The sequence below is a fragment of the Streptomyces sp. TG1A-60 genome, assembly GCF_037201975.1.
Taxonomy (GTDB): Bacteria; Actinomycetota; Actinomycetes; order Streptomycetales; family Streptomycetaceae; genus Streptomyces.
The window spans coordinates 3465333-3484888 of the sequence record NZ_CP147520.1 but is presented as its reverse complement, the minus strand read 5'-3'; the positions used below and the strand labels follow the sequence as shown (position 1 = coordinate 3484888).

General features: G+C 73.1%; 15 protein-coding genes and 3 pseudogenes. 9 read left to right on the top strand and 9 right to left on the bottom strand.

Annotated elements, in window-relative coordinates; all coding sequences use genetic code 11:
- Positions 1 to 28: 28 nt before the first annotated feature.
- From folK to WBG99_RS14720, 5 genes are all read right to left on the bottom strand, one after another.
- Positions 29 to 640 (bottom strand): 2-amino-4-hydroxy-6-hydroxymethyldihydropteridine diphosphokinase, encoded by a 612-nt coding sequence (gene folK / locus WBG99_RS14740; RefSeq protein WP_338896748.1) that lies wholly within the window; start codon positions 638 to 640, stop codon positions 29 to 31.
- Positions 637 to 996: a dihydroneopterin aldolase gene (gene folB / locus WBG99_RS14735; protein ID WP_338896747.1), complete on the bottom strand. Its 360-nt coding sequence runs from the start codon at positions 994 to 996 to the stop codon at positions 637 to 639. The genes folK and folB overlap by 4 nt, the downstream gene beginning before the upstream one ends.
- 249 nt (positions 997 to 1245) lie before the next feature.
- Positions 1246 to 1749 carry a nuclear transport factor 2 family protein gene (locus tag WBG99_RS14730; RefSeq protein ID WP_338896746.1) on the bottom strand — a complete coding sequence of 168 codons (504 nt, stop codon included), beginning with the start codon at positions 1747 to 1749 and terminating at the stop codon, positions 1246 to 1248.
- Positions 1746 to 2612, bottom strand: a complete 867-nt coding sequence (gene folP / locus WBG99_RS14725) for a dihydropteroate synthase (RefSeq protein ID WP_338896745.1) — start codon at positions 2610 to 2612, stop codon at positions 1746 to 1748. The genes WBG99_RS14730 and folP overlap by 4 nt, the downstream gene beginning before the upstream one ends.
- 60 nt (positions 2613 to 2672) lie before the next feature.
- Entirely contained in the window at positions 2673 to 4469 is a 1797-nt protein-coding gene (locus tag WBG99_RS14720; protein WP_338900349.1) for a phosphatidylglycerol lysyltransferase domain-containing protein, read from the bottom strand.
- Positions 4470 to 4881: 412 nt separating this feature from the next.
- Between WBG99_RS14720 and WBG99_RS14715 the strand changes: the two are divergent.
- Together WBG99_RS14715 and WBG99_RS14710 are read left to right on the top strand one after the other, a co-directional pair.
- Positions 4882 to 5198: pseudogene (locus WBG99_RS14715) on the top strand (esterase); the annotation flags it as partial.
- A gap of 290 nt (positions 5199 to 5488) precedes the next feature.
- On the top strand, positions 5489 to 7228 hold the full coding sequence (locus WBG99_RS14710) for a hypothetical protein (protein ID WP_338896744.1): 1740 nt from the start codon (positions 5489 to 5491) through the stop codon (positions 7226 to 7228).
- 431 nt (positions 7229 to 7659) lie between these two features.
- Here the strand turns inward: WBG99_RS14710 and WBG99_RS14705 are convergent, their stop codons facing one another.
- Together WBG99_RS14705 and WBG99_RS14700 are read right to left on the bottom strand one after the other, a co-directional pair.
- The gene (locus tag WBG99_RS14705) at positions 7660 to 9105 is read right to left on the bottom strand and encodes a PH domain-containing protein (protein ID WP_338896743.1); all 1446 of its coding nucleotides are present in this window, start codon (positions 9103 to 9105) and stop codon (positions 7660 to 7662) included.
- A gap of 127 nt (positions 9106 to 9232) precedes the next feature.
- Positions 9233 to 9739, bottom strand: coding sequence for a PH domain-containing protein (locus tag WBG99_RS14700; protein WP_338896742.1), 507 nt, complete (start codon positions 9737 to 9739; stop codon positions 9233 to 9235).
- A 25-nt stretch (positions 9740 to 9764) separates the two neighbouring features.
- On the opposite strand from WBG99_RS14700, the gene WBG99_RS14695 reads away from it, so the two are divergent.
- Complete coding sequence (locus tag WBG99_RS14695) at positions 9765 to 10931, top strand: NADH-quinone oxidoreductase subunit D (RefSeq protein WP_338896741.1); 1167 nt, start codon at positions 9765 to 9767, stop codon at positions 10929 to 10931.
- 2 nt (positions 10932 to 10933) lie between these two features.
- On the opposite strand, the gene WBG99_RS14690 is transcribed toward WBG99_RS14695, so the two are convergent.
- Entirely contained in the window at positions 10934 to 11887 is a 954-nt protein-coding gene (locus WBG99_RS14690; protein WP_338900348.1) for an SAM-dependent methyltransferase, read from the bottom strand.
- Positions 11888 to 12149: 262 nt separating this feature from the next.
- Here WBG99_RS14690 and WBG99_RS14685 point away from each other — a divergent pair, with 262 nt between their 5' ends.
- Both WBG99_RS14685 and WBG99_RS14680 read left to right on the top strand, forming a co-directional pair.
- Positions 12150 to 13352 (top strand): sensor histidine kinase, encoded by a 1203-nt coding sequence (locus WBG99_RS14685; protein WP_338896740.1) that lies wholly within the window; start codon positions 12150 to 12152, stop codon positions 13350 to 13352.
- Positions 13353 to 13403: 51 nt separating this feature from the next.
- Entirely contained in the window at positions 13404 to 14075 is a 672-nt protein-coding gene (locus WBG99_RS14680; RefSeq protein ID WP_338896739.1) for a response regulator transcription factor, read from the top strand.
- 103 nt (positions 14076 to 14178) lie between these two features.
- Here WBG99_RS14680 and WBG99_RS14675 read toward each other — a convergent pair.
- Positions 14179 to 14627 (bottom strand): annotated as a pseudogene (locus WBG99_RS14675) (threonine aldolase); the annotation flags it as partial.
- A 205-nt stretch (positions 14628 to 14832) separates the two neighbouring features.
- Here WBG99_RS14675 and WBG99_RS14670 point away from each other — a divergent pair.
- The 4 genes and pseudogenes from WBG99_RS14670 to nadC all read left to right on the top strand — a co-directional run bounded on the left by WBG99_RS14670 (position 14833) and on the right by nadC (position 19544).
- Positions 14833 to 15789 carry a DUF2520 domain-containing protein gene (locus tag WBG99_RS14670; protein WP_338896738.1) on the top strand — a complete coding sequence of 319 codons (957 nt, stop codon included), beginning with the start codon at positions 14833 to 14835 and terminating at the stop codon, positions 15787 to 15789.
- Positions 15786 to 16778, top strand: coding sequence for a pantoate--beta-alanine ligase (panC, locus tag WBG99_RS14665; RefSeq protein WP_338896737.1), 993 nt, complete (start codon positions 15786 to 15788; stop codon positions 16776 to 16778). Before WBG99_RS14670 ends, panC begins: the two co-directional genes overlap by 4 nt.
- Positions 16775 to 18514 (top strand): annotated as a pseudogene (locus tag WBG99_RS14660) (L-aspartate oxidase); the annotation flags it as partial. The gene panC and the pseudogene WBG99_RS14660, both read left to right, overlap by 4 nt.
- A 34-nt stretch (positions 18515 to 18548) precedes the next feature.
- Complete coding sequence (gene nadC, locus WBG99_RS14655) at positions 18549 to 19544, top strand: carboxylating nicotinate-nucleotide diphosphorylase (RefSeq protein WP_338896736.1); 996 nt, start codon at positions 18549 to 18551, stop codon at positions 19542 to 19544.
- Positions 19545 to 19556 lie beyond the last annotated feature (12 nt).

The window sequence follows — 19556 nt, the reverse complement described above, 5'->3', positions numbered from 1 at the left end:
ATGATCCCGACCCGGTAGACCTTAACGATTACTCGGGCAGCTGGAGTTCCAGGTCGGCGCGCGGCGACACGCCTTCGCGGGTGACGGCGTCGAGGAGCCGCGCCACGGGGCCGCGGTCGGCGAGCTGCGCCTCGGGCTCGACGTCGTGCCAGGGGGCGAGGACGAAGGCCCGCTCGTGGGCGCGCGGGTGCGGCAGGGTCAGCGCCGGGTCGTCGGAGACCACGTCCGCGTACGCGACGATGTCCACGTCCAGTGTGCGCGGCCCCCAGCGCTCGTCCCGGACCCGGTGGAAGGCCTCCTCGACGGCCTGGGCCCGCTCCAGGAGCGACGACGGGGGCAGGGTGGTCTTGAGGACGACGACCGCGTTGTAGTAGCTCGGCTGACTGCCGGGCGCCACGCCCCACGGCTCCGTCTCGTACACCCGCGACACGGCCTTGACGCGGAGGCCGGGGGTGTCCTCCAGCGCGTCGATGGCGCCCTGGAGGTTCTCCAGACGGTTGCCCAGGTTCGACCCAAGGGAGATCACGGCCCGCCGGGGGTTGTGCAGGGTCGTGTCGGCCTCGTCCACCTTCTGCACGACGGAGGCGGGCACCGGCTGTACGGTCGGGTCGCTCTGACCCTCGGTGAAGGACGCGGTCATACTCGGCTCCGGGTGATGGTGACGGTCACGTCGTCGAAGGGGACCGCGATCGGCGCGTTCGGTTTGTGGACGCTGACCTCGACCTCCTGGACCCCGTCGTGTTTCAGGCACGTCCGGGCGATGCGCTCGGCGAGCGTCTCGATGAGGTTCACCGGCTCGCCCTCGACGACGCCCACGACCTCCTCCGCCACGATCCCGTAGTGGACGGTCTTCGCCAGGTCGTCGTCGGCCGCCGCCGGCCGGGTGTCCAGGCCGAGCGTGAGGTCCACGACGAAGGTCTGGCCCTCCTGGCGCTCGTGCGGGAACACCCCGTGGTACCCACGGGCCCTGAGGCCGCGCAGCGCGACACGATCCACGCGAATCCCTCCTGCAATCGTCGGTGACGGCCGGTGTCTTCCGCGTACGGACGGCACACCGGCCACCCTCGAATCTACCTGCGAGCACGGACAGCGCTCACCCACCGGGGCTCGACCCCGCCCCCGTACGGGAAGGGTTCACCCAGCGTTCTCCCCAGGGGACACGGCGGCTCACGGGTCGGAAGCGGCCCATACCCGGGAGTCCCCGTTCCCAATCACTCCTCGGCGCTCGTAGCAGCGCCCGCCCGCTCAGGAAGGTGGGTCGTCGCCCTCGTCGTCATCGGATTCGGTCAGGACGGGGGAGCCGTGGTGCGACCAGATCCTCCAGCCGTCGGTCGTGCGCCGGAACACGTTCGTGGCGACCACCAGCTGCCCCACGAGCGGACCCAGCTCGTCACTGCCGTCCGGAGCCGGTGCGCCGCTGAGGATGTTCTCGGTGCAGGTGACGAGTGCCGTGTCCCCGGTGACCGACACGTGCACGTCGGTGAGGAAGAACTGGATGTACTCCGTGTTGGCCATGATCAGCGCGTACGACCGCAGCACCTCCCCGCGGCCGGTGAGGACCGGCCAGCCGGGATGCACGCAGGAGATCACGCCCGCCTCGGCGGGATCGTGGTACTCCTCGTCCACGCCCAGGTCGGCCGGGGTCAGCCAGAGCGAGGAGAGCGTCTCGAAGTCGCCCTGTTCCACGGCCTCGTAGAAGGCCCGGTTGGCGAGTTCGACCTGTTCGACGTCGGTGTGGGCCGAGCTCACCGCTCCCGGGCTCCTTCGATCGCGCGGGCGACGCGTACGGCGTCGGCGGTGGCGCGCACCTCGTGCACCCGGACCGCCCAGGCGCCCTGCTGGGCGGCGAGGGCCGACACGGCGGCCGTGGCGGCGTCGCGTTCCCGCGCGGGCGGCGGGGCGTCCTTGGGGCCCGCCAGCACGCGGCCGAGGAACCTCTTGCGGGAGGCGGCGACCAGCAGGGGGTGGCCGAGGCCGTGCAGCCGGTCGAGGTGGGCGAGGAGGGTGAGGTCGTGCTCGGCGTCCTTGGAGAAGCCGAGGCCCGGGTCGACGACGACGCGGTCCGCCGCGACCCCGCCCTCCAGGACGGCCTCCACGCGCGCGTGCAGCTCCTCCAGCACCTCCAGGACGACGTCGGTGTAGACGCCCTTGACGTTGCCGCCCTTCAGGAAGCCGCGCCAGTGCATCACCACGAAGGGGGCGCCCGCGTCGGCGACCACCGGGATCATCGCGGGATCGGCTAGGCCGCCGCTGACGTCGTTGACGAGGGCGGCGCCGACCGCGAGGGCCTGCTCGGCGACGGAGGCGCGCATGGTGTCCACGGAGACGGTGACGCCCTCGGAGGCCAGGCCCCGTACGACGGGGATGACACGCTTGAGCTCCTCGGCCTCGTCGACGCGGGCGGCACCGGGGCGGGTCGACTCACCGCCGACGTCCACCAGGTCCGCGCCCTCGCCGACCATGTCCAGCCCGTGCTTCACGGCCGCCGTGGTGTCGAACCAGCGCCCGCCGTCGGAGAACGAGTCCGGGGTGACATTGACGACGCCCATGACCGCGCAGCGATCCCACCGGGGCATTCCGGACACCTGGCCGCGCCGGTTCTGCTTGCTCATACGCCAAGCCTAGGCCCCCGCCGCGGTGCGTCGTGACTGAGCCGGATCCCGGCCTGCGCCTCAGGCGGTGTGGCCGGCGGAGCGCACCGCGTGTGCGCACGGGGCCGGGATCCCGGGGCGGCGGCGCGGGGAGCGGGGGAGGGCGAGGTCGACGAAGCCCTCGGCCCGCATGGCGGCGAGGCCGATGCGGGGGATGTCGCGGGAGGCGGCGTAGACGACGAAGCGTGGCTCCCAGCGGGGGCGGAACTTGGCGTTGAACTTGTACAGGGACTCGATCTGGAACCAGCGGGAGAGGAAGACCAGCAGTCCGCGCCAGGCGCGCAGCACCGGGCCGGCGCCGATCCTCTCGCCGCGGGCCAGGGCCGAGCGGAACATCGCGAAGTTCAGCGAGACCTGCCGTGCGCCCAGGCGGGGGGCCGCCTGGAGGGCCGCGACGATGAGGAGTTCGTTCATGCCCGGGTCAGCCGAGCGGTCGCGGCGCATCAGGTCCAGGGAGGCGCCGTCGGGCCCCCAGGGCACGAAGTGGAGTACGGCCTTCAGGTCGCCGTACGGCCCGGGGGGCCCGTCCTCCTTGTGGGCGGTGGCTATCAGACAGTCCCCGTCGGCCGGGTCGCCGATGCGGCCGAGCGCCATGGAGAAGCCGCGCTCGGTGTCGGTGCCCCGCCAGTCCTCGGCGGCGCGGCGGATCCGGTCGAGTTCCGCCTCGCCGAGGTCACGGACGCGCCGTACCCGGGTCTCGTAACCGAGCCGCTCGATGCGCTTCACCATTTGACGCACGTTGCGCATCGCGCGCCCGGTGAGGGAGAAATCCGCGACGTCCACCACCGCCTCGTCGCCCAGTTCGAGGGCGTCGAGACCGGTCTCCCGGGTCCACACCTCGGCGCCCGTCTCCGAGCAGCCCGTCACGGCCGGGGTCCAGGAGTGGGCCTCCGCCTCGTCCATGAAGCGTTCGATCGCGCCGGGCCAGGCCTCGACGTCGCCGATCGGGTCGCCGCTGGCGAGCATCACCCCGGAGACGACGCGGTACGTCACCGCCGCCTTGCCGCTCGGCGAGAAGACCACCGCCTTGTCGCGGCGGAGCGCGAAGTGGCCCAGGGAGTCACGGCCGCCGTGTCTGTCCAGCAGGGCGCGCAGCCGTGACTCGTCGTCGGCGGTGAGGCGGGCCGCCGGGTGTTCGGGACGGAAGGCCAGGTAGACGGTGGTGATGGCGGTCAGCAGACCGAGGGCGCCGAGCGAGCAGGCCACCGTCCAGGACGTGGTGTCCGCGTAGCCGACCGGGCCCTCGAAGCCGAACAGGCCGTAGATGACGTGTTCGAGGCGGGCGGCCAGGCTCGGGTCGCCGACCACGCGCTCGGGGTGGGCGCTGACGATGATCAGACCGAGGACGATCGAACCGGCGCCCATCAGCACGAAGTTGGCGAGCGCCCGCCAGCGGCTGGTCGGGTCGGGCAGGGCGCGGAACTCGTCGCGGTGGCGCAGCAGCGGGACGAGGAGGGCCAGGGAGACGAGGAAGCCGACGAGTGAGTGACGGTAGGCGAACTGGGCGATCGCCCCGGCCGGCAGCAGGACCACGGCCGCGCGCCAGGCCCGCCGCTTGCGTCGGCGCAGCCCGTGGGCGAGGAGGAGCAACAGCACGCCGGCGCTCAGCGACAGGGCCGCCGCGAAGGGGCCGAGCGCGCCGGGCAGCACCTCGGCCAGCGTGTGCACACGGCTGTACCGGAAGTGGGGGAACACACCCGCGGCGATGTCCACGAGCCCGACGAGCGTGCATGCCCTGGCGACCAGGGCGGGCACGGCCTCGGGGCGCGGCCCGCGCAGGAGGCGTCGTACGCCGGTGGACGGCAGCCGACGCGACAGCCGGGTCGGCGGCGCCTGGTTCGGCTGCGTCCGGTCCGACGGTCGGCCCGCGTGGAGCGGAACCCCACCCGATACTTCCCCATCTGCGCTGACAGACATCGCATCCCGTAGTTCCGCGAGAGACCTTGGATCCGGTGCCTTTCCGGCATCCGGCGACATTGCGCCCTCTAGGACGGCGACGCGGCGAGGGAGGTTCACTCTCGGTCGAGAAGCTGTTCCCAAGGACAGGGAAAGAAACGGTCGCGGAGCGGGCCGCCGGAGCGGGCGGGACGACGGGGGACAGTCCGATGGGTCTTACGAGCAACAAGGTGCCGGCGCTTGCGGTCCTGTCCGCCGTGCTGCTGTTCATCGGCACGGTGTGGCTGTGGCCACGGCCGGCCCGCCGTGGCCGGCGGTCGGTCGGCGGCCGGCCACGCCGTACCGCAAGGCGCCGATCGACGCGACGACCGGTGATCTCTTCCGGGGGAACAAGACGCTGCGGAACGAGGCGGACCTGTTCTGGAATCCGAAGCCCGTCAGGCCCCCGACATCTCTCCACTGGTGACCAGCAGCGAACAAGGGGAGACCGACTACAAGGCCACGCTCAGGTTCATCGAACCGGTGAAGCGCGAACAGCCGACCCGCATCTCGTCGATCATCCTCGACAGCGGCGGGCACAACTTCAACACGTGGCGGCGGGAGATCCCGGCGCCGCCGCAGTGGATCAGCGGGCGGCCGAGTGACCGGTGAGGGCCGGGTGCGGGGGCGCCGTCGTCGAGTCTGACCGGTGGCGCTCGGCTCTCCTCGGCGCCCTTCCCGAATGTGCCTCGGTGCGCGCGGAATTCCCCGTGCGGAATGAAACAGATGTGGTCAAGGCGTATCTGGATTCAATGAGGTTGATCGAGTAGAGGAGTGGCCGGTGGGCGCATTGGCGCACCGGCGGTGAGGGAGCTTGTGAGGGCTTGTGAGAGGTTAGGGGACGGCTGAGTTTTTACGGCCCGGGGCACCATCATTCGCCTACGCGCGGTAAGTTTCTGGCCATGCCACGTGGACGTCACCGCCATTCTCCGCCTCTGCACAGGCTGCTGCCCCCCACGGCGATCGCAGGCGTCTCGCTCGTCTGCGCCCTCGGGCCCTGGGTGTTCTCCGAGCAGGCGGTGCTCCGAGTCACCGCCGCGGTCGCCGCGGCGACCGCGACCGTGGGCGCGGCGGTCATGCGCCGCTGGGACGTCGAGGCGGGCAAACGCGTCGCCGACCTCACGCGCGCGCGGGCGAGCGACGAGTGGCGCCACGAGGAGAAGGTCGCCGAACTGGAGACCGACCTCGACGAGTCGCGCGAACTGCGCACCAAGCTGGAGCACAAGCTCCGCGCCAAGCGCGCCGAACTCGCCAACCTCCGCAACGAGCACGCCGCGCTGCTGCGCCGCTACGCCACCGCCGAGACCGAGCGTGCCAGCGCACTGGAAGGCCGCCGCCTGCTGGAGGTCGAGGCGACCGATCCCGAGGAGGCACGGGCGTTGCCGGCGGCCGAAGGCAGCGCGGCGGCCCAGGCTTCGCCGGTGCCGCCGCAGGGGGTTCCCGCGCCGGGGGCGCCCTGGGCTTCGTGGGAGGCCGCGTCCAAGGCGGCGAAGGCACGGGCCGCGTCGGGCGACGACGGGGCGGGGGATTCCGCCGAGGATGACGGCGACGGGGCCGATGCCGAGGGCGCGGTCGATGAGGAGGGCACCGGGGCGAGGAACGCGGCCCCTGCGGTGTTCTCGCCCGCCGGCTCCTCGCTCTTCCTGCGCGCCAACTCGGCGTTGGACCGGATCATCACGCAGCGGGGTTCGGCGGAGGGGTCGGGCGAGGCCGTGGCCGAGGCGGGCGAGAGCGCGGCCGAGGCCGACGTGGAGTCCGGGGCCGCGGTGGTGGGCGTCGAGAGCCGGGCCGACATCGAGACGGGGGACGACGCTGAGGCTGAGGCGGAGGTCGACGCCGAGACCCGCACCGGTGCCGTAGCCGCGGTCGAGTCGCAAGCGGCCGAGGCCGAGGGCGACTTTGCCAACGTACCGGTCGGCGACTCCGCCAACGTACCGGTCGGCGACTCCGCCAACGTACCGGTCGGCGACTCCGCCGCCGCTTCCGCCGAGTCCGCTGATGTGACTGCCGAGGGGCAGGCACCGAAGGGTGGTTCCCCCAAGGGGCCGTCCCCGAAGGGTGATCCGGACGGGCCGACGGGTGGCGGTACTCGGCAGGGACGTTCCGCCGAGGCGGAGGACGAGCCGGTTCCGGTGCTCACCGCCGAGGAGGACGACGCGGCGGGAAAGTCCGTGGCGGCCGACGGGCATGAGCGCGCGGGCGCCGAGCCCGTACCCGCCGTTTCCGCTCCCACGCGGTCGACGCGGCTGGGGGAGACGGAGCAACCGGAGGAGGCGGCGCCCGAGGAGCGGGTGGCCCGGTCGGCGGTGCCCGCGCTGCCGGCCCTTCCGCCCGCCGGGCACTTCGCGGTGCCCACCGCCGTGGCCGTCGTCCCGACCGCGCCGCAGCGGCGGACGGCCGTCGAGGGCGGGTTCGACTTCTTCGGTACGGAGAAGGACGCGGACGCCCTGCAGGCCGTGCAGAACGAGGACCTCGCCGACGTGGTCGGCCAGGAGGCCCTCGTGCTGCACAAGGCCGAGTCCGAGGCGCGGTTCAAGCGGCCCGACGAGGCATCGCGTGGCGTCGGCCAGGTCATCGACCTCACGGCCCACGACGAGACGGAACAGATCGACGTACAGGGCCTGCGGTCGGCGGCGTCCTAGCCTCGTACTTCGCAGGTCACCCGATCGTGAAGATCAAGCGGTCATAGCCGATCACTTGTCGATCGGAACCGTAGCGGCGAGAGCCGTGCCGGTCCGGATCGGTCGAGATCGCAGGCCCGGAGGCCGCTACGGCGAACCTTCTCGGCGACCTGCGAAGTGCGGGCCTAGCCGTCCAGCCGTCCGCCGCGGTACCTGCGGCACTCGGTTGAGGGGAGTCGTGCCGCTGGGGCCGCACGGGGGTGGGCGCGGGCGGCGCGCTCGGGGGGCGGGCGCGGCGGCACCGGCAAGCGCCGCGCCGGTGAGCGGAACCCGCCCCGCCCGACGGCGGCGCCGGGCGCCCGGCACAGCCACCGGGCGCCCGGCACGCCAGCAGCCGGGCGCCCAAGGCGCCGAGCGTCGTGAAGGCACCCGGCGCCCGAAGGGTCCCGCCGCTACGCCATCCACCGATCCGGCCGAGCCTCCCGTCGCCCCGTCCGCGACCGCTCCGCCTGCGCCCGCAACAGCTCCGCAGCCTCCGCGCCGTCCCGCAGCCGAGCGGTCACGGTCTTGTTGGCCCCGGTGTCGACGTGGACGTCGGCGAGGCCCTTGTGCCGCTCCCAGGGCCCCTGCGACAGCCGTACGCTCTGCACCTTCGCATGCGGCACAAGGTCGAGCCGGCGCCGCAGCAGGCCGTGCCGCGCGGCGAACACCGTGTCGCTGACGGCGAGTCGGTATCCCCGCCACCACAGCGGCACGCACCACCGCGCCCGCCCCGGCGGCCGTGTCAGGGCCGCGGCGTCCGGCACGCTCACGCCGGGCAGCACGCGCGCGATCACCGACTCGGCGACCTCGCGCGTCGCGACCGGCATGAGAACGGAGTTCGAGGACCCGGCCACGTCCAGCTCGACGCGCACCCACCCCCGTCGCCGCCACAGCAGCGGTTCGACGACGCGTACGGTCTGCACGCGTCCGGGCGGGACCGTCTCGTGGGTCCGGTCGAGCAGCCCGTGGTCGATGCGGAGCCCGTCGGGGGAGTCGCCGACCGTCCAGTCGTACTCCGTGACGAAGCGCCCCACGCTGCTCGCCCCGGCCGCACCGAGCAGCGGCAGCGCGGTCGCGAGGACGGTCCACACGCTCTCCGTGGCGAACCACAGCACGGAGGGTACGACGATCGCGGCGGTCAAGGCTCCCCAGGTGGCGCCGGTCAGCACCAGCGACACGGCGAGTACGCCGGCCGGGATCCTCAGCAGCTGCCGTACGGGGGCCTCGCCGACCTCGTGCGCGGTCTCGGGCGCGAAACCGGCGGCGCGGGCGAGGAGTTCGGCCCGCAGGGCGCGGGCGTGGGCCTCGCCGAGGTAGGCCAGCTCGTCCTTCTTGTCGGTGCCTATGACGTCGAGTTTGAGCTTGGCGACGCCCGCGATCCGGGCCAGCAGCGGTCGGGTGACGTCGATGGCCTGGATGCGCTCGAGGCGGATGTGGGCGGTACGGCGGAACAACAGGCCGGTACGGATGCGCAGTTCGCTGTCGGTCACCGCGAAGTGGGTGAACCACCAGGTCAGGAAGCCGTACAGGGCGGCGGCCGGCACGAACACCGCGAGCCCTATCAGCAGGGTCGACGTATCGAGCCGTGTGAGCTGCCGCTGAGCCCCGTCCGGATCATGAAAGGCCCACCCGATGATCACCGCCACCGGCGCCCACGCCCGCCGGAACGGCGTCACGGGATGCAGCCGCTGCTCCACGACCGCCCCGCCGCCGGCCCGCCCTTCAACGCCGACCCCCGGCACCTGGCCCGGCCCACCACCGACCTCGGGCCCGGCCACCCGGCCGGGCCGGTCTTCGGCCCCGCTCTCGCCCTCGGGTTTCTCGCCGGCCCGGTCTTCGGCGGGGGGCTTCGGCATCAGACCCGGCTCACTCTCGGTCTTCGCCTCGGGCGCCGGGCCCGGCTCGCCTCCCGGCCCCGGCTCAACGCCCGGTCCCCCCGGTGCTCCCGCCCGTACCGCGTCGTCGTCCGCGTGTGTCGGCATGTCACAGGCCTGCCGATCGGGCCTCGCCCAGTTGGGTGAGGTGGTCGCGCAGGCGTTCGGCTTCGGTGGGGGCGAGGCCCGGGATGCGGGCGTCGGTGGCGGCAGCGGCGGTGTGGAGCTGGACGCTCGCCAGGCCGAAGTGGCGTTCGACGGGGCCGGAGGTCACCTCGACGAGTTGCATGCGGCCGTACGGCACGACGGTCTCCTCGTGCCAGAGCACCCCCCGGCTGATCAACAGGTCGTCCGCCCGTTCGGCGTACCGCCACGAGCGCCAGTTGCGGCCCAGCATGGGCCAGCCCCACAACAGCAGGCCCAGCGGCAACAGCGCGAAGGCCGCCCAGGCGGGTCCGGCCAGCCAGCCCGGCAGAAGGGCCGTGGCGAGGGTTATCGGTCCCAGCCACACCACCAGCAAAAGTCGTCTCATCCGCAACAGCCCACGCGGCAGTCCGGTCCAGGCCGGCCCGCCCTCCGCGCGCTCAGCGCCGTCTTCCAAGGTCCCCGTCTCCATACCGCCAGCGTACGTACGACAGACTGTGTCCATGACTCCCCCGACGGAGACCAGAGAGACGACGGTCGGTATCGGCGGTGCCGCCGAGAGCACGGACATGGTGCTCAACATCGGTCCGCAGCATCCGTCCACGCACGGTGTGCTGCGGCTGCGGCTCGTCCTCGACGGCGAGCGGATCCAGCACGCCGAACCGGTCATCGGCTATATGCACCGGGGCGCGGAGAAGCTCTTCGAGGCGCGCGACTACCGCCAGATCATCATGCTCGCCAACCGCCACGACTGGCTCTCCGCCTTCTCCAACGAACTCGGCGTGGTCCTCGGCGTCGAACGCATGCTCGGCATGGAGGTCCCCGAGCGCGCGGTCTGGATGCGCACCCTCCTCGCCGAGCTGAACCGGGTCCTGAACCACCTGATGTTCCTCGGCTCGTACCCGCTGGAGCTCGGTGGCATCACCCCGGTCTTCTACGCGTTCCGGGAGCGCGAGGAACTCCAGAACGTCATGGAGGAGATCTCCGGCGGGCGTATGCACTACATGTTCAACCGCGTCGGGGGCCTCAAGGAGGACCTCCCGGCGGGTTGGACGTCACGCGCGCGCGGCGCCGTCGCGGACGTCCGTTCCCGCCTGGGCGTCTTCGACGACCTGGTCATCGGCAACGAGATCTTCCGGGGCCGTACGCGGGGCGTGGGCGTCCTCTCCCCTGAGACCGTCCACGCGTACGGCGTCAGCGGTCCGATCGCCCGCGCCTCCGGCGTCGACCTCGACCTGCGGCGCGACGAGCCGTACCTGGCGTACGGGGAGCTCCAGGACGTCCTCAGGGTCGTCACCCGGGAGGAGGGCGACTGCCTCGCCCGCTTCGAGTGCCTCCTGGAGCAGGCCCACAACTCCCTCGCCCTCGCCGACGCCTGCCTCGACCGTCTCGCCGCACTCCCGCCCGGTCCGATCAACCAGCGCCTCCCCAAGGTCCTCAAGGCACCCGAGGGCCACACCTACGCCTGGACCGAGAACCCCCTCGGCATCAACGGCTACTACCTCGTCAGCAGGGGCGAGAAGACCCCGTACCGCCTGAAGCTCCGCTCCGCCTCGTACAACAACATCCAGGCCCTCACCGAACTCCTGCCGGGGACCCTGGTGTCCGACATGGTGGCCATCCTGGGCTCGCTGTTCTTCGTGGTGGGGGACGTCGACAAGTAGGGCTAGGTGAGGGAAGCGCCGGTCGTGCCGAGTGGGTCCGGAATCCCGACCGGCTGGACGAGCCACCCGAAGTCGCCCAGCCCGCCCGGCGCGGTCAGTTCGGCGGCCTCGCCGGCGCCCGCGAGGGCCCGAACGTACGCCGCCGGGTCGGAGGTCGCCAGGGACAGCGGCGGGCGCCCGCCGTCGACTCCCAGGGCACGCAGGGCGTCCCGCTGGGTGAGCAGCCGCGCCCCCGGCAGCGCGCACGCGTCCAGCGCCACATGCGCGGTGATGTCGCACGAGCCGTCCGGGACCGGCGTGGTCTCCCGTCCCTCCCGGAACCCCGTGAGCGTCCCGCAGGGCGGCCGGGCGGCGGCGAGGTGCGCGTAGTCGACGGCGACGGCGAGCCCCCGGTCGACGCCCGCCACGGCGGCGGCCCACGCCCGGTCCCGGGGCAGCCCGACCTCGGCCCGCAGCCCCTCCTCCGGGCCCGGCGGCCACCACCGGGCCAGCCATCGGGCCTCCTCCCCGCCGACGGGCTCCCCGAGCAGCTCACCGCCGTCCTCCCGTACGAGGACCAGCCGGGGTACGCCCGCCGCGTCCACCTCGACGACCTCCACGGGCACGTTGTCCAGCCACTCGTTGGCGAACAGCAGCCCGGTGATCCCCGTCGGAGGTTCGCCGAGCCACGCGACGCGGTGATCGAGACCGGGCGGCCGGTCGGCGACCTCGACGGCGTACGCGCGCGTGCGGGCGGCGACCTCGGCGGGCAGCGTGGCCAGCACCCCGCTCACCAGCTCTCCCCGCCCGGCGGCCATGTCCACGAACCCCAGCCCGTCCGGCCGCCCCAACGCCTCGTCCACCCGGCACAGCAACCGCGCCACGGCGGCGGCGAAGAGCCGGGAGACGTGCACGGAGGTACGGAAGTGCCCGGCGGGCCCCTCCGTCCGCCGGTAGAACCCGCCGGGCCCGTACAGGGCCTCATGGGTCGCGGCGCGCCAGCAGAGCCAGGGTCCCGCCGCACCACGGGCGCGGGGCTGCGACCCGTGCGGCTCCGCCGGGTGGGCGGGACCAGCCACGGGTGACCCGCAGTGGCAGGACAACGCACTCTCCGGAGTTCGTGGACGATCCGTCACCGTCACAGGCTAGGCGCCTCCACCTTGGGGAGTACCTGGGCCGGTCACGGATCGGCCCTCCGGTTGACCCCGGCACACCACGCGCTTCCCTACGCTGGGTTACGTGCAGCGCCTCTATGACTTCCTCCGCAGACACCCGACATGGGTCGACGGCTTCTGGGCCCTCGTCCTGCTCGGGATGACCCTGGCGAGCGGAGCGATCGACCCGGACTACGCGACGGACATGAACGAGACCGCGTTCGTGGTGATCTCGTTCGCTCTGTGTCTGTCGATCGCGCTGCGGCGCCGCATGCCCGAGAAGGTGCTGATGCTGGCCGCCGCGGCGGGTATCGCGCAGCTGATCCTGGACGTGCCGAGAATCCCGGCCGACTTCGCGATGCTGGTGGTCATCTACACGGTCGCGGCGAACGGCGCCCGCTGGGCCTCCTGGTTCGCCCTGGGCGGCGGCCTCTGCGCGGCCTCGCTGGCGCAGCTGCGCTGGACCTCGCAGGAGACGAGCACGCTGGGCAACGCGGTGCTCGCGGTGGTCCTGACCGTGCCGTTCGCACTGGCCTGGGTGCTCGGCGACTCCCTGCGCACCCGCCGCGCGTACTTCGCGCAGCTGGAGGAGCGCGCCGCCCGGCTGGAGAAGGAGCGGGAGGCGCAGGCCAAGGTGGCGGTCGCCGCCGAGCGCGCCCGGATCGCCCGCGAACTGCACGACGTCGTCGCGCACAACGTCTCCGTGATGGTCGTCCAGGCCGACGGCGCCGCGTACGTCCTCGACGCTGCCCCCGACCAGGCGAAGAAGGCCCTGGAGACCATCTCCTCCACCGGCCGCCAGGCCCTCGCCGAGATGCGCCGGCTGCTCGGCGTCCTGCGCACCGGTGAGCACCAGGAGGTCGGCGAGTACGTCCCGCAGCCCGACGTCGAGCAGATCGACGACCTCGTCGAGCAGTGCCGCGTCGCCGGTCTGCCCGTCGACTTCAGGATCGAGGGCACCCCGCGCCCGCTGCCCAGCGGCGTGGAGCTGACGGCGTACCGCATCGTCCAGGAAGCCCTCACCAACACCCGCAAGCACGGCGGCCCCAACACGGGTGCGAGCGTCCGGCTGGTCTACTTCGACGACGGCCTCGGCCTGCTCGTCGAGGACGACGGCAAGGGCGCGCCCCACGAGCTGTACGAGGAGGGCGGCGTCGACGGCCAGGGCCACGGCCTCATCGGGATGCGTGAGCGCGTCGGTATGGTCGGCGGCACGCTGGACGCGGGCCCCCGCCCCGGCGGCGGCTTCCGGATCAGCGCCCTGCTTCCCCTGAAACCCGCACACTGACACAGCCATGCCACTCGCTGACACCTGTTACGGACACGGAAGAGGACCCCGATGGCGATCCGCGTAATGCTCGTCGACGACCAGGTGCTGCTGCGCACCGGGTTCCGGATGGTGCTGGCGGCCCAGCCGGACATGGAGGTCGTGGCGGAGGCGGGCGACGGCGTCGAGGCCCTGCAGGTCGTGCGGTCCACCGCCGTGGACGTGGTCCTCATGGACGTCCGTATGCCGAAGCTGGACGGCGTCGAGGCCACGCGCCGCATCTGCTCGGACCCCAACCCGCCGAAGGTGCTCATCCTGACCACCTTCGACCTCGACGAGTACGCCTTCTCCGGGCTGAAGGCCGGCGCCTCCGGCTTCATGCTCAAGGACGTGCCGCCCGGCGAACTGCTCACCGCGATCCGTTCCGTCCACAGCGGCGACGCCGTCGTCGCCCCTTCCACCACCCGGCGCCTGCTCGACCGGTTCGCCCCGATGCTCCCCAGCACCGGATCGGAACCCCGGCACAAGGAGCTGGAACGTCTCACGGATCGCGAACGCGAGGTCATGATCCTCGTCGCCCAGGGCCTCTCCAACGGCGAGATCGCCGCCCGCCTGGTCCTCTCCGAGGCCACCGTCAAGACCCACGTCGGCCGCATCCTCACCAAACTGGGCCTGCGCGACCGCGTCCAGGTGGTCGTCCTGGCCTACGAGACGGGCCTGGTACGGGCGGGCGGTCAGGGCTGAGCTTCGCGGACCGCCGACCACCGTCGAGCCACAGAAAGCGTGACCCCTGGGTGATCCACGCCCGTTGGGGTGCTGACACGCTGCTGTGGATCAACGGCCCCTTCGTCAGACGGACCGGACGCAAGCTGCTGACCTGGCTGAAAGCATGCCGATCAGGTACCTCGGGACGGGCGAGCGCGTGCGGCGCGACGGTCGGGTTCCCGGTGCGGGCCGCCCAGCAGCGCAGGGCCACCTGCCGGGCCATCGCGCCGGTCGGGAAGAACACGGCGGCCTCCGTGCCGAGCAGCACGGCGGTCCGCTCCTCCAGGGCCTCGTGACCCCGTTGCCGTAGATGTCCGCCGGCTCGTCCAGGTCGTACACGTCCCCGGCCCCGTCCAGCAGCGCCAGCCGCTCCCGGATCGTCGCCAGCGCACTCGTCCGCGACAGCACCCGCCCGGCGGCCCGGTGGGCGGTCCGCCGCCGCTCGTACCGCAGTGCGGCCGGGGACTCCGCTTCCGCTTCCGCTTCTGCGGCCGTCTCCGTGGTCTCCGCCGTCTCCGCCGTCTCGCCCATCCCCGGATCATCCCGTGCGGGCCCCCGTCCGGTACCCGGATTTCCCGCCGGCGGCCCGTGCCTGGGCCATCGGCACGGGCGATGGCGGCGGCCCAAGAAAACCCACAGCCTGTGGACGACCGGACACCCCTCGAACCAATCGCGTTAACATGACGAGAAATCGTCCGGTACCCAGAGCGGACTGGAACGGGAAGGCCACCACCGAGTGAGTACATTCCAGCAACCAGAGCCGAAGGACCGCCCCGCGCGGCTCACCGTCGGGGTCGTCGGCGCCGGCCGCGTCGGCCCCGCGCTGGCGGCGTCGCTGCGGCTCGCGGGACACCGCCCGGTGGCCGTGTCCGGCGTCTCCGACGCCTCCCGGCGGCGGGCCGCCGAACTGCTGCCCGAGGCGCCGCTGATGTCCCCGGCCGACGTGCTGCGCCACGCGGACCTGGTCCTGCTGACCGTCCCGGACGACGCCCTGCCGGGCCTCGTGGAGGGCCTCGCCGAGACCGGTTCGGTGCGACCGGGGCAGCTGCTCGTGCACACCTCGGGGCGGTACGGCGCGAGAGTGCTGGACCCCGCGCTGCGGGCCGGGGCGCTGCCGCTGGCGCTGCACCCCGCGATGACGTTCACGGGGACCGAGGTGGACGTGCAGCGGCTCGCCGGATGCTCCTTCGGGGTCACGGCCCCCGACGAGCTGCGGCTGGCCGCCGAGGCGCTGGTCATCGAGATGGGCGGCGAACCGGAGTGGATCGCCGAGGCGAACCGGCCGCTCTACCACGCGGCTCTCGCCCTCGGCGCCAACCACCTGGTGACCCTGGTCGCCCAGTCCATGGAGCTGCTGCGCACGGCCGGCGTCGAGGCACCCGACCGTATGCTCGGCCCGCTCCTGGGCGCCGCCCTGGACAACGCCCTGCGCTCCGGGGACGCGGCACTCACCGGCCCCGTCGCACGCGGCGACGCGGGCACGGTCGCCGCGCACGTCGCCGAGCTGCGCGCACACGCCCCCGCGACCGTCGCCGGGTATCTGGCGATGGCCCGCGCGACCGCCGACCGGGCACTCGCCCGCGGTCTGCTCAAGCCGGAGCTAGCCGAGGACCTTCTCGGGGTACTCGCGGGCGGGACGAACGGAACCGGCGGAGCCGACGGGACCGACGGGTCCGAAGGGAACGCCCGATGACCACCACCGTGCTGCGCACCGCCGACGAACTGCACGCACGCGCGCGTGCGGGACGCCGGGCCGTCGTGATGACCATGGGCGCCCTGCACGAGGGCCACGCCACCTTGATCCGCGCCGCGCGCGAGATCGCGGACGGCACGGGGGAGGTCGTCGTCACCGTCTTCGTGAACCCCCTCCAGTTCGGCGCGGGCGAGGACCTCGACCGCTACCCGCGCACCCTGGACGCCGACGTGAAGCTCGCCGAGCAGGCGGGCGCGGACGTCGTGTTCGCCCCCGGTGTGGACGAGGTGTACCCGGGCGGCGAGCCCCAGGTCCGCATCACCGCGGGCCCCATGGGCGAGCGCCTGGAGGGCGCCGCCCGCCCCGGCCACTTCGACGGCATGCTCACCGTCGTCGCCAAGCTCCTCCACCTCACCCGCCCCGACGTGGCGCTCTACGGGCAGAAGGACGCCCAGCAGCTCGCCCTGATCCGCCGCATGGTCCGCGACCTGAACTTCGGCGTGGAGATCGTCGCCGTACCGACCGTCCGCGAGCCCGACGGACTGGCCCTGTCCAGCCGCAACCGGTACCTGTCCACCGAGGAGCGCCGCACCGCCCTCGCCCTCTCCGAGGCCCTGTTCGCGGGCCGCGACCGGCACGCCGCGCAGGAGGCGCTGCGCGCGCGTGCCCGCGAGGTCCCCGCCACACGCGCGCGTGCCGAGGCCCTCAGCGCGATCGGCGAGTCCCGCGCGGCGGCCGACGCGCACGCCATGGCCAAGGCGGTGCCCGGCGGTCCGGCCGCCGTCCGCGCCGCCGCCCGCCTCGTCCTCGACGAGGCCCTGCGCATGAAGCCGCCGATCACCCTGGACTACGTGGCCCTGGTCGACCCGGCCGACTTCACCGACATCCCGGACGACTTCACCGGTGAAGCCGTCCTCGCCGTCGCGGCCCGGGTGGGGGCGACCCGGCTGATCGACAACATCCCCCTGACCTTCGGAGCCGCCTCGTGACCAGCACAGGCATACGACTGCACACGCCCGCACCGGGCTGGTCCATCGCCGCCGACGTCGTGGTCGTCGGCTCGGGCGTCGCCGGCCTCACCGCCGCGCTGCGCTGCGAGGCCGCCGGCCTGCGCACGGTCGTCGTCACCAAGGCCCGACTCGACGACGGCTCCACCCGCTGGGCCCAGGGCGGCATCGCCGCGGCCCTCGGCGAGGGCGACACCCCCGAACAGCACCAGGACGACACCCTGGTGGCCGGCGCGGGCCTGTGCGACGAGGAGGCGGTACGGCTGCTCGTCACGGAGGGCCCCGACGCCGTGCGCCGCCTGATCGCGACCGGCGCCCGCTTCGACGAGTCCGAGGAAGGCGGCCTGGAGCTGACCCGCGAGGGCGGCCACCACCGCCGCCGTATCGCCCACGCGGGCGGCGACGCCACCGGCGCCGAGATCTCCCGGGCCCTCGTCGGGGCCGTCCGCGCAATGGGAAGGAGCGAGCGCGAAGCGCTCTCGGCCAGGGGTGGTGGCGGGCGACGGGCGGGCCTGCGCACGGTCGAGAACGCGCTCGTCCTGGACCTGCTGACCGACGCCGACGGTCGCACCGCCGGCGTCACCCTGCACGTCATGGGCGAGGGCCAGCACGACGGCGTGGGAGCCGTCCACGCCCCCGCCGTGGTCCTCGCCACCGGCGGCATGGGCCAGGTCTTCTCCGCCACCACGAACCCGTCCGTGTCCACCGGCGACGGCGTGGCCCTCGCCCTGCGCGCGGGCGCGGAGGTCTCCGACCTCGAATTCGTCCAGTTCCACCCGACCGTGCTGTTCCTGGGCGCGGACGCCGAGGGCCAGCAGCCGCTGGTCTCCGAGGCGGTACGCGGCGAGGGCGCCCACCTGGTCGACGCCGAGGGCACGCGCTTCATGGTCGGCCAGCACGAACTGGCCGAACTGGCACCCCGGGACATCGTCGCCAAGGGCATCATGCGCCGCATGCAGGAACAGGGCGCCGAACACATGTACCTGGACGCACGGCACTTCGGCGCCGACATGTGGCGGCACCGCTTCCCGACGATCCTCGCCACCTGTCGCGCCCACGGCCTCGACCCGGTCACCGAGCCCATCCCGGTCGCCCCCGCCGCCCACTACGCCTCCGGCGGCGTCCGCACCGACTCCCACGGCCGCACGACCGTCCCCGGCCTCTACGCCTGCGGTGAGGTCGCCTGCACCGGCGTCCACGGCGCGAACCGGCTCGCCTCGAACTCCCTCCTGGAGGGCCTGGTCTACGCCGAGCGCATCGCCGTCGACATCGCCGCCGGACACGCCGGGAACGGCCTCCACGCGCGCGTGCCCCAGCCCGTCCCGTACGGGGAGACGCCGGCGCACCCGCTGCTCGCCCCGGAGATACGGTTCGCGATCCAGCGGACCATGACGGAGGGCGCCGGTGTCCTGCGTTCCGAGGCGTCCCTGGCGACCGCCGCCGCGACCCTGGACCGGCTGCACGCCGAGGCCCGGGACGCCCTCGCCGAGAACGGCAAGACGGCCGAGCCCGGCGTCGACACCTGGGAGGTCACCAACCTCCTGTGCGTGGCCCGTGTCCTGGTCACCGCCGCCCGGCTGCGCGAGGAGACCCGCGGCTGCCACTGGCGCGAGGACCACGCCGAGCGCGACGACACCGACTGGCGCCGCCACATCGTCGTACGGCTGAATCCGGACCGGACGCTCGCCGTACGCACCACCGATACCGCAGACTTCCCCCGACCCGGCAGCACCAGCAGGAGCAGTGACAGACGTGAGTACTCCCGACCTTCCCCTCGCCCAGAGCGGCGGCTGCGGCGACGGCTGCGCCTGCGGCGCCGACGAAGGCATCTCAGACGAGGGTTACGCCGAATACGCGGAGTGCGGGCTCGACCCCGCGCTCGCCCAGCTCCTGGCCGACGCCGGACTCGACCCCGTGGAGGTCGAGGACATCGCCAACGTCGCCATCCAGGAGGACCTCGACCAGGGCGTGGACGTGACCACGGTCGCGACCATCCCCGAGGACGCCCGCGCCACCGCCGACTTCACCGCCCGCGAGGGCGGCGTCGTGGCGGGTCTCAGGGTCGCCGAGGCGGTCCTCTCGGTGGCCTGCTCCGACGAGTTCGAGGTCGAGCGCCACGTCGACGACGGCGACCGCGTCGAGGCCGGCCAGAAGCTCCTCAGCGTCACCGGCGCCACCCGCGACCTCCTCACCGCCGAGCGCAGCGCCCTGAACCTCCTGTGCCGCCTCTCCGGCATCGCGACCGCCACGCGCGCGTGGGCGGACACTCTGGAGGGCACGAAGGCGAAGGTGCGTGACACCAGGAAGACGACGCCGGGGCTGCGCTCCCTGGAGAAGTTCGCGGTCCGTTGCGGCGGGGGAGTCAACCACCGCATGTCGCTGTCCGACGCGGCCCTCGTCAAGGACAACCACGTGGTCGCCGCAGGCGGAGTCGGCCAGGCGTTCGAGGCCGTGCGCGAGATGTTCCCCGAGGTGCCCATCGAGGTCGAGGTCGACACCCTCCACCAGCTCCGCGAGGTCGTCGACGCGGGCGCCGACCTGATCCTCCTGGACAACTTCACGCCGATCGAGTGCGAGGAGGCCGTGGCCGTCGTCGCCGGCCGGGCGCTGCTGGAGGCCTCGGGCCGCCTCACCCTCACCAACGCGAAGGCGTACGCGGACACGGGCGTCGACTACCTGGCGGTGGGCGCCCTGACCCACTCGTCGCCCATCCTGGACATCGGCCTCGACCTGCGCGCGGCCGAGTAGGGACGGGGACGG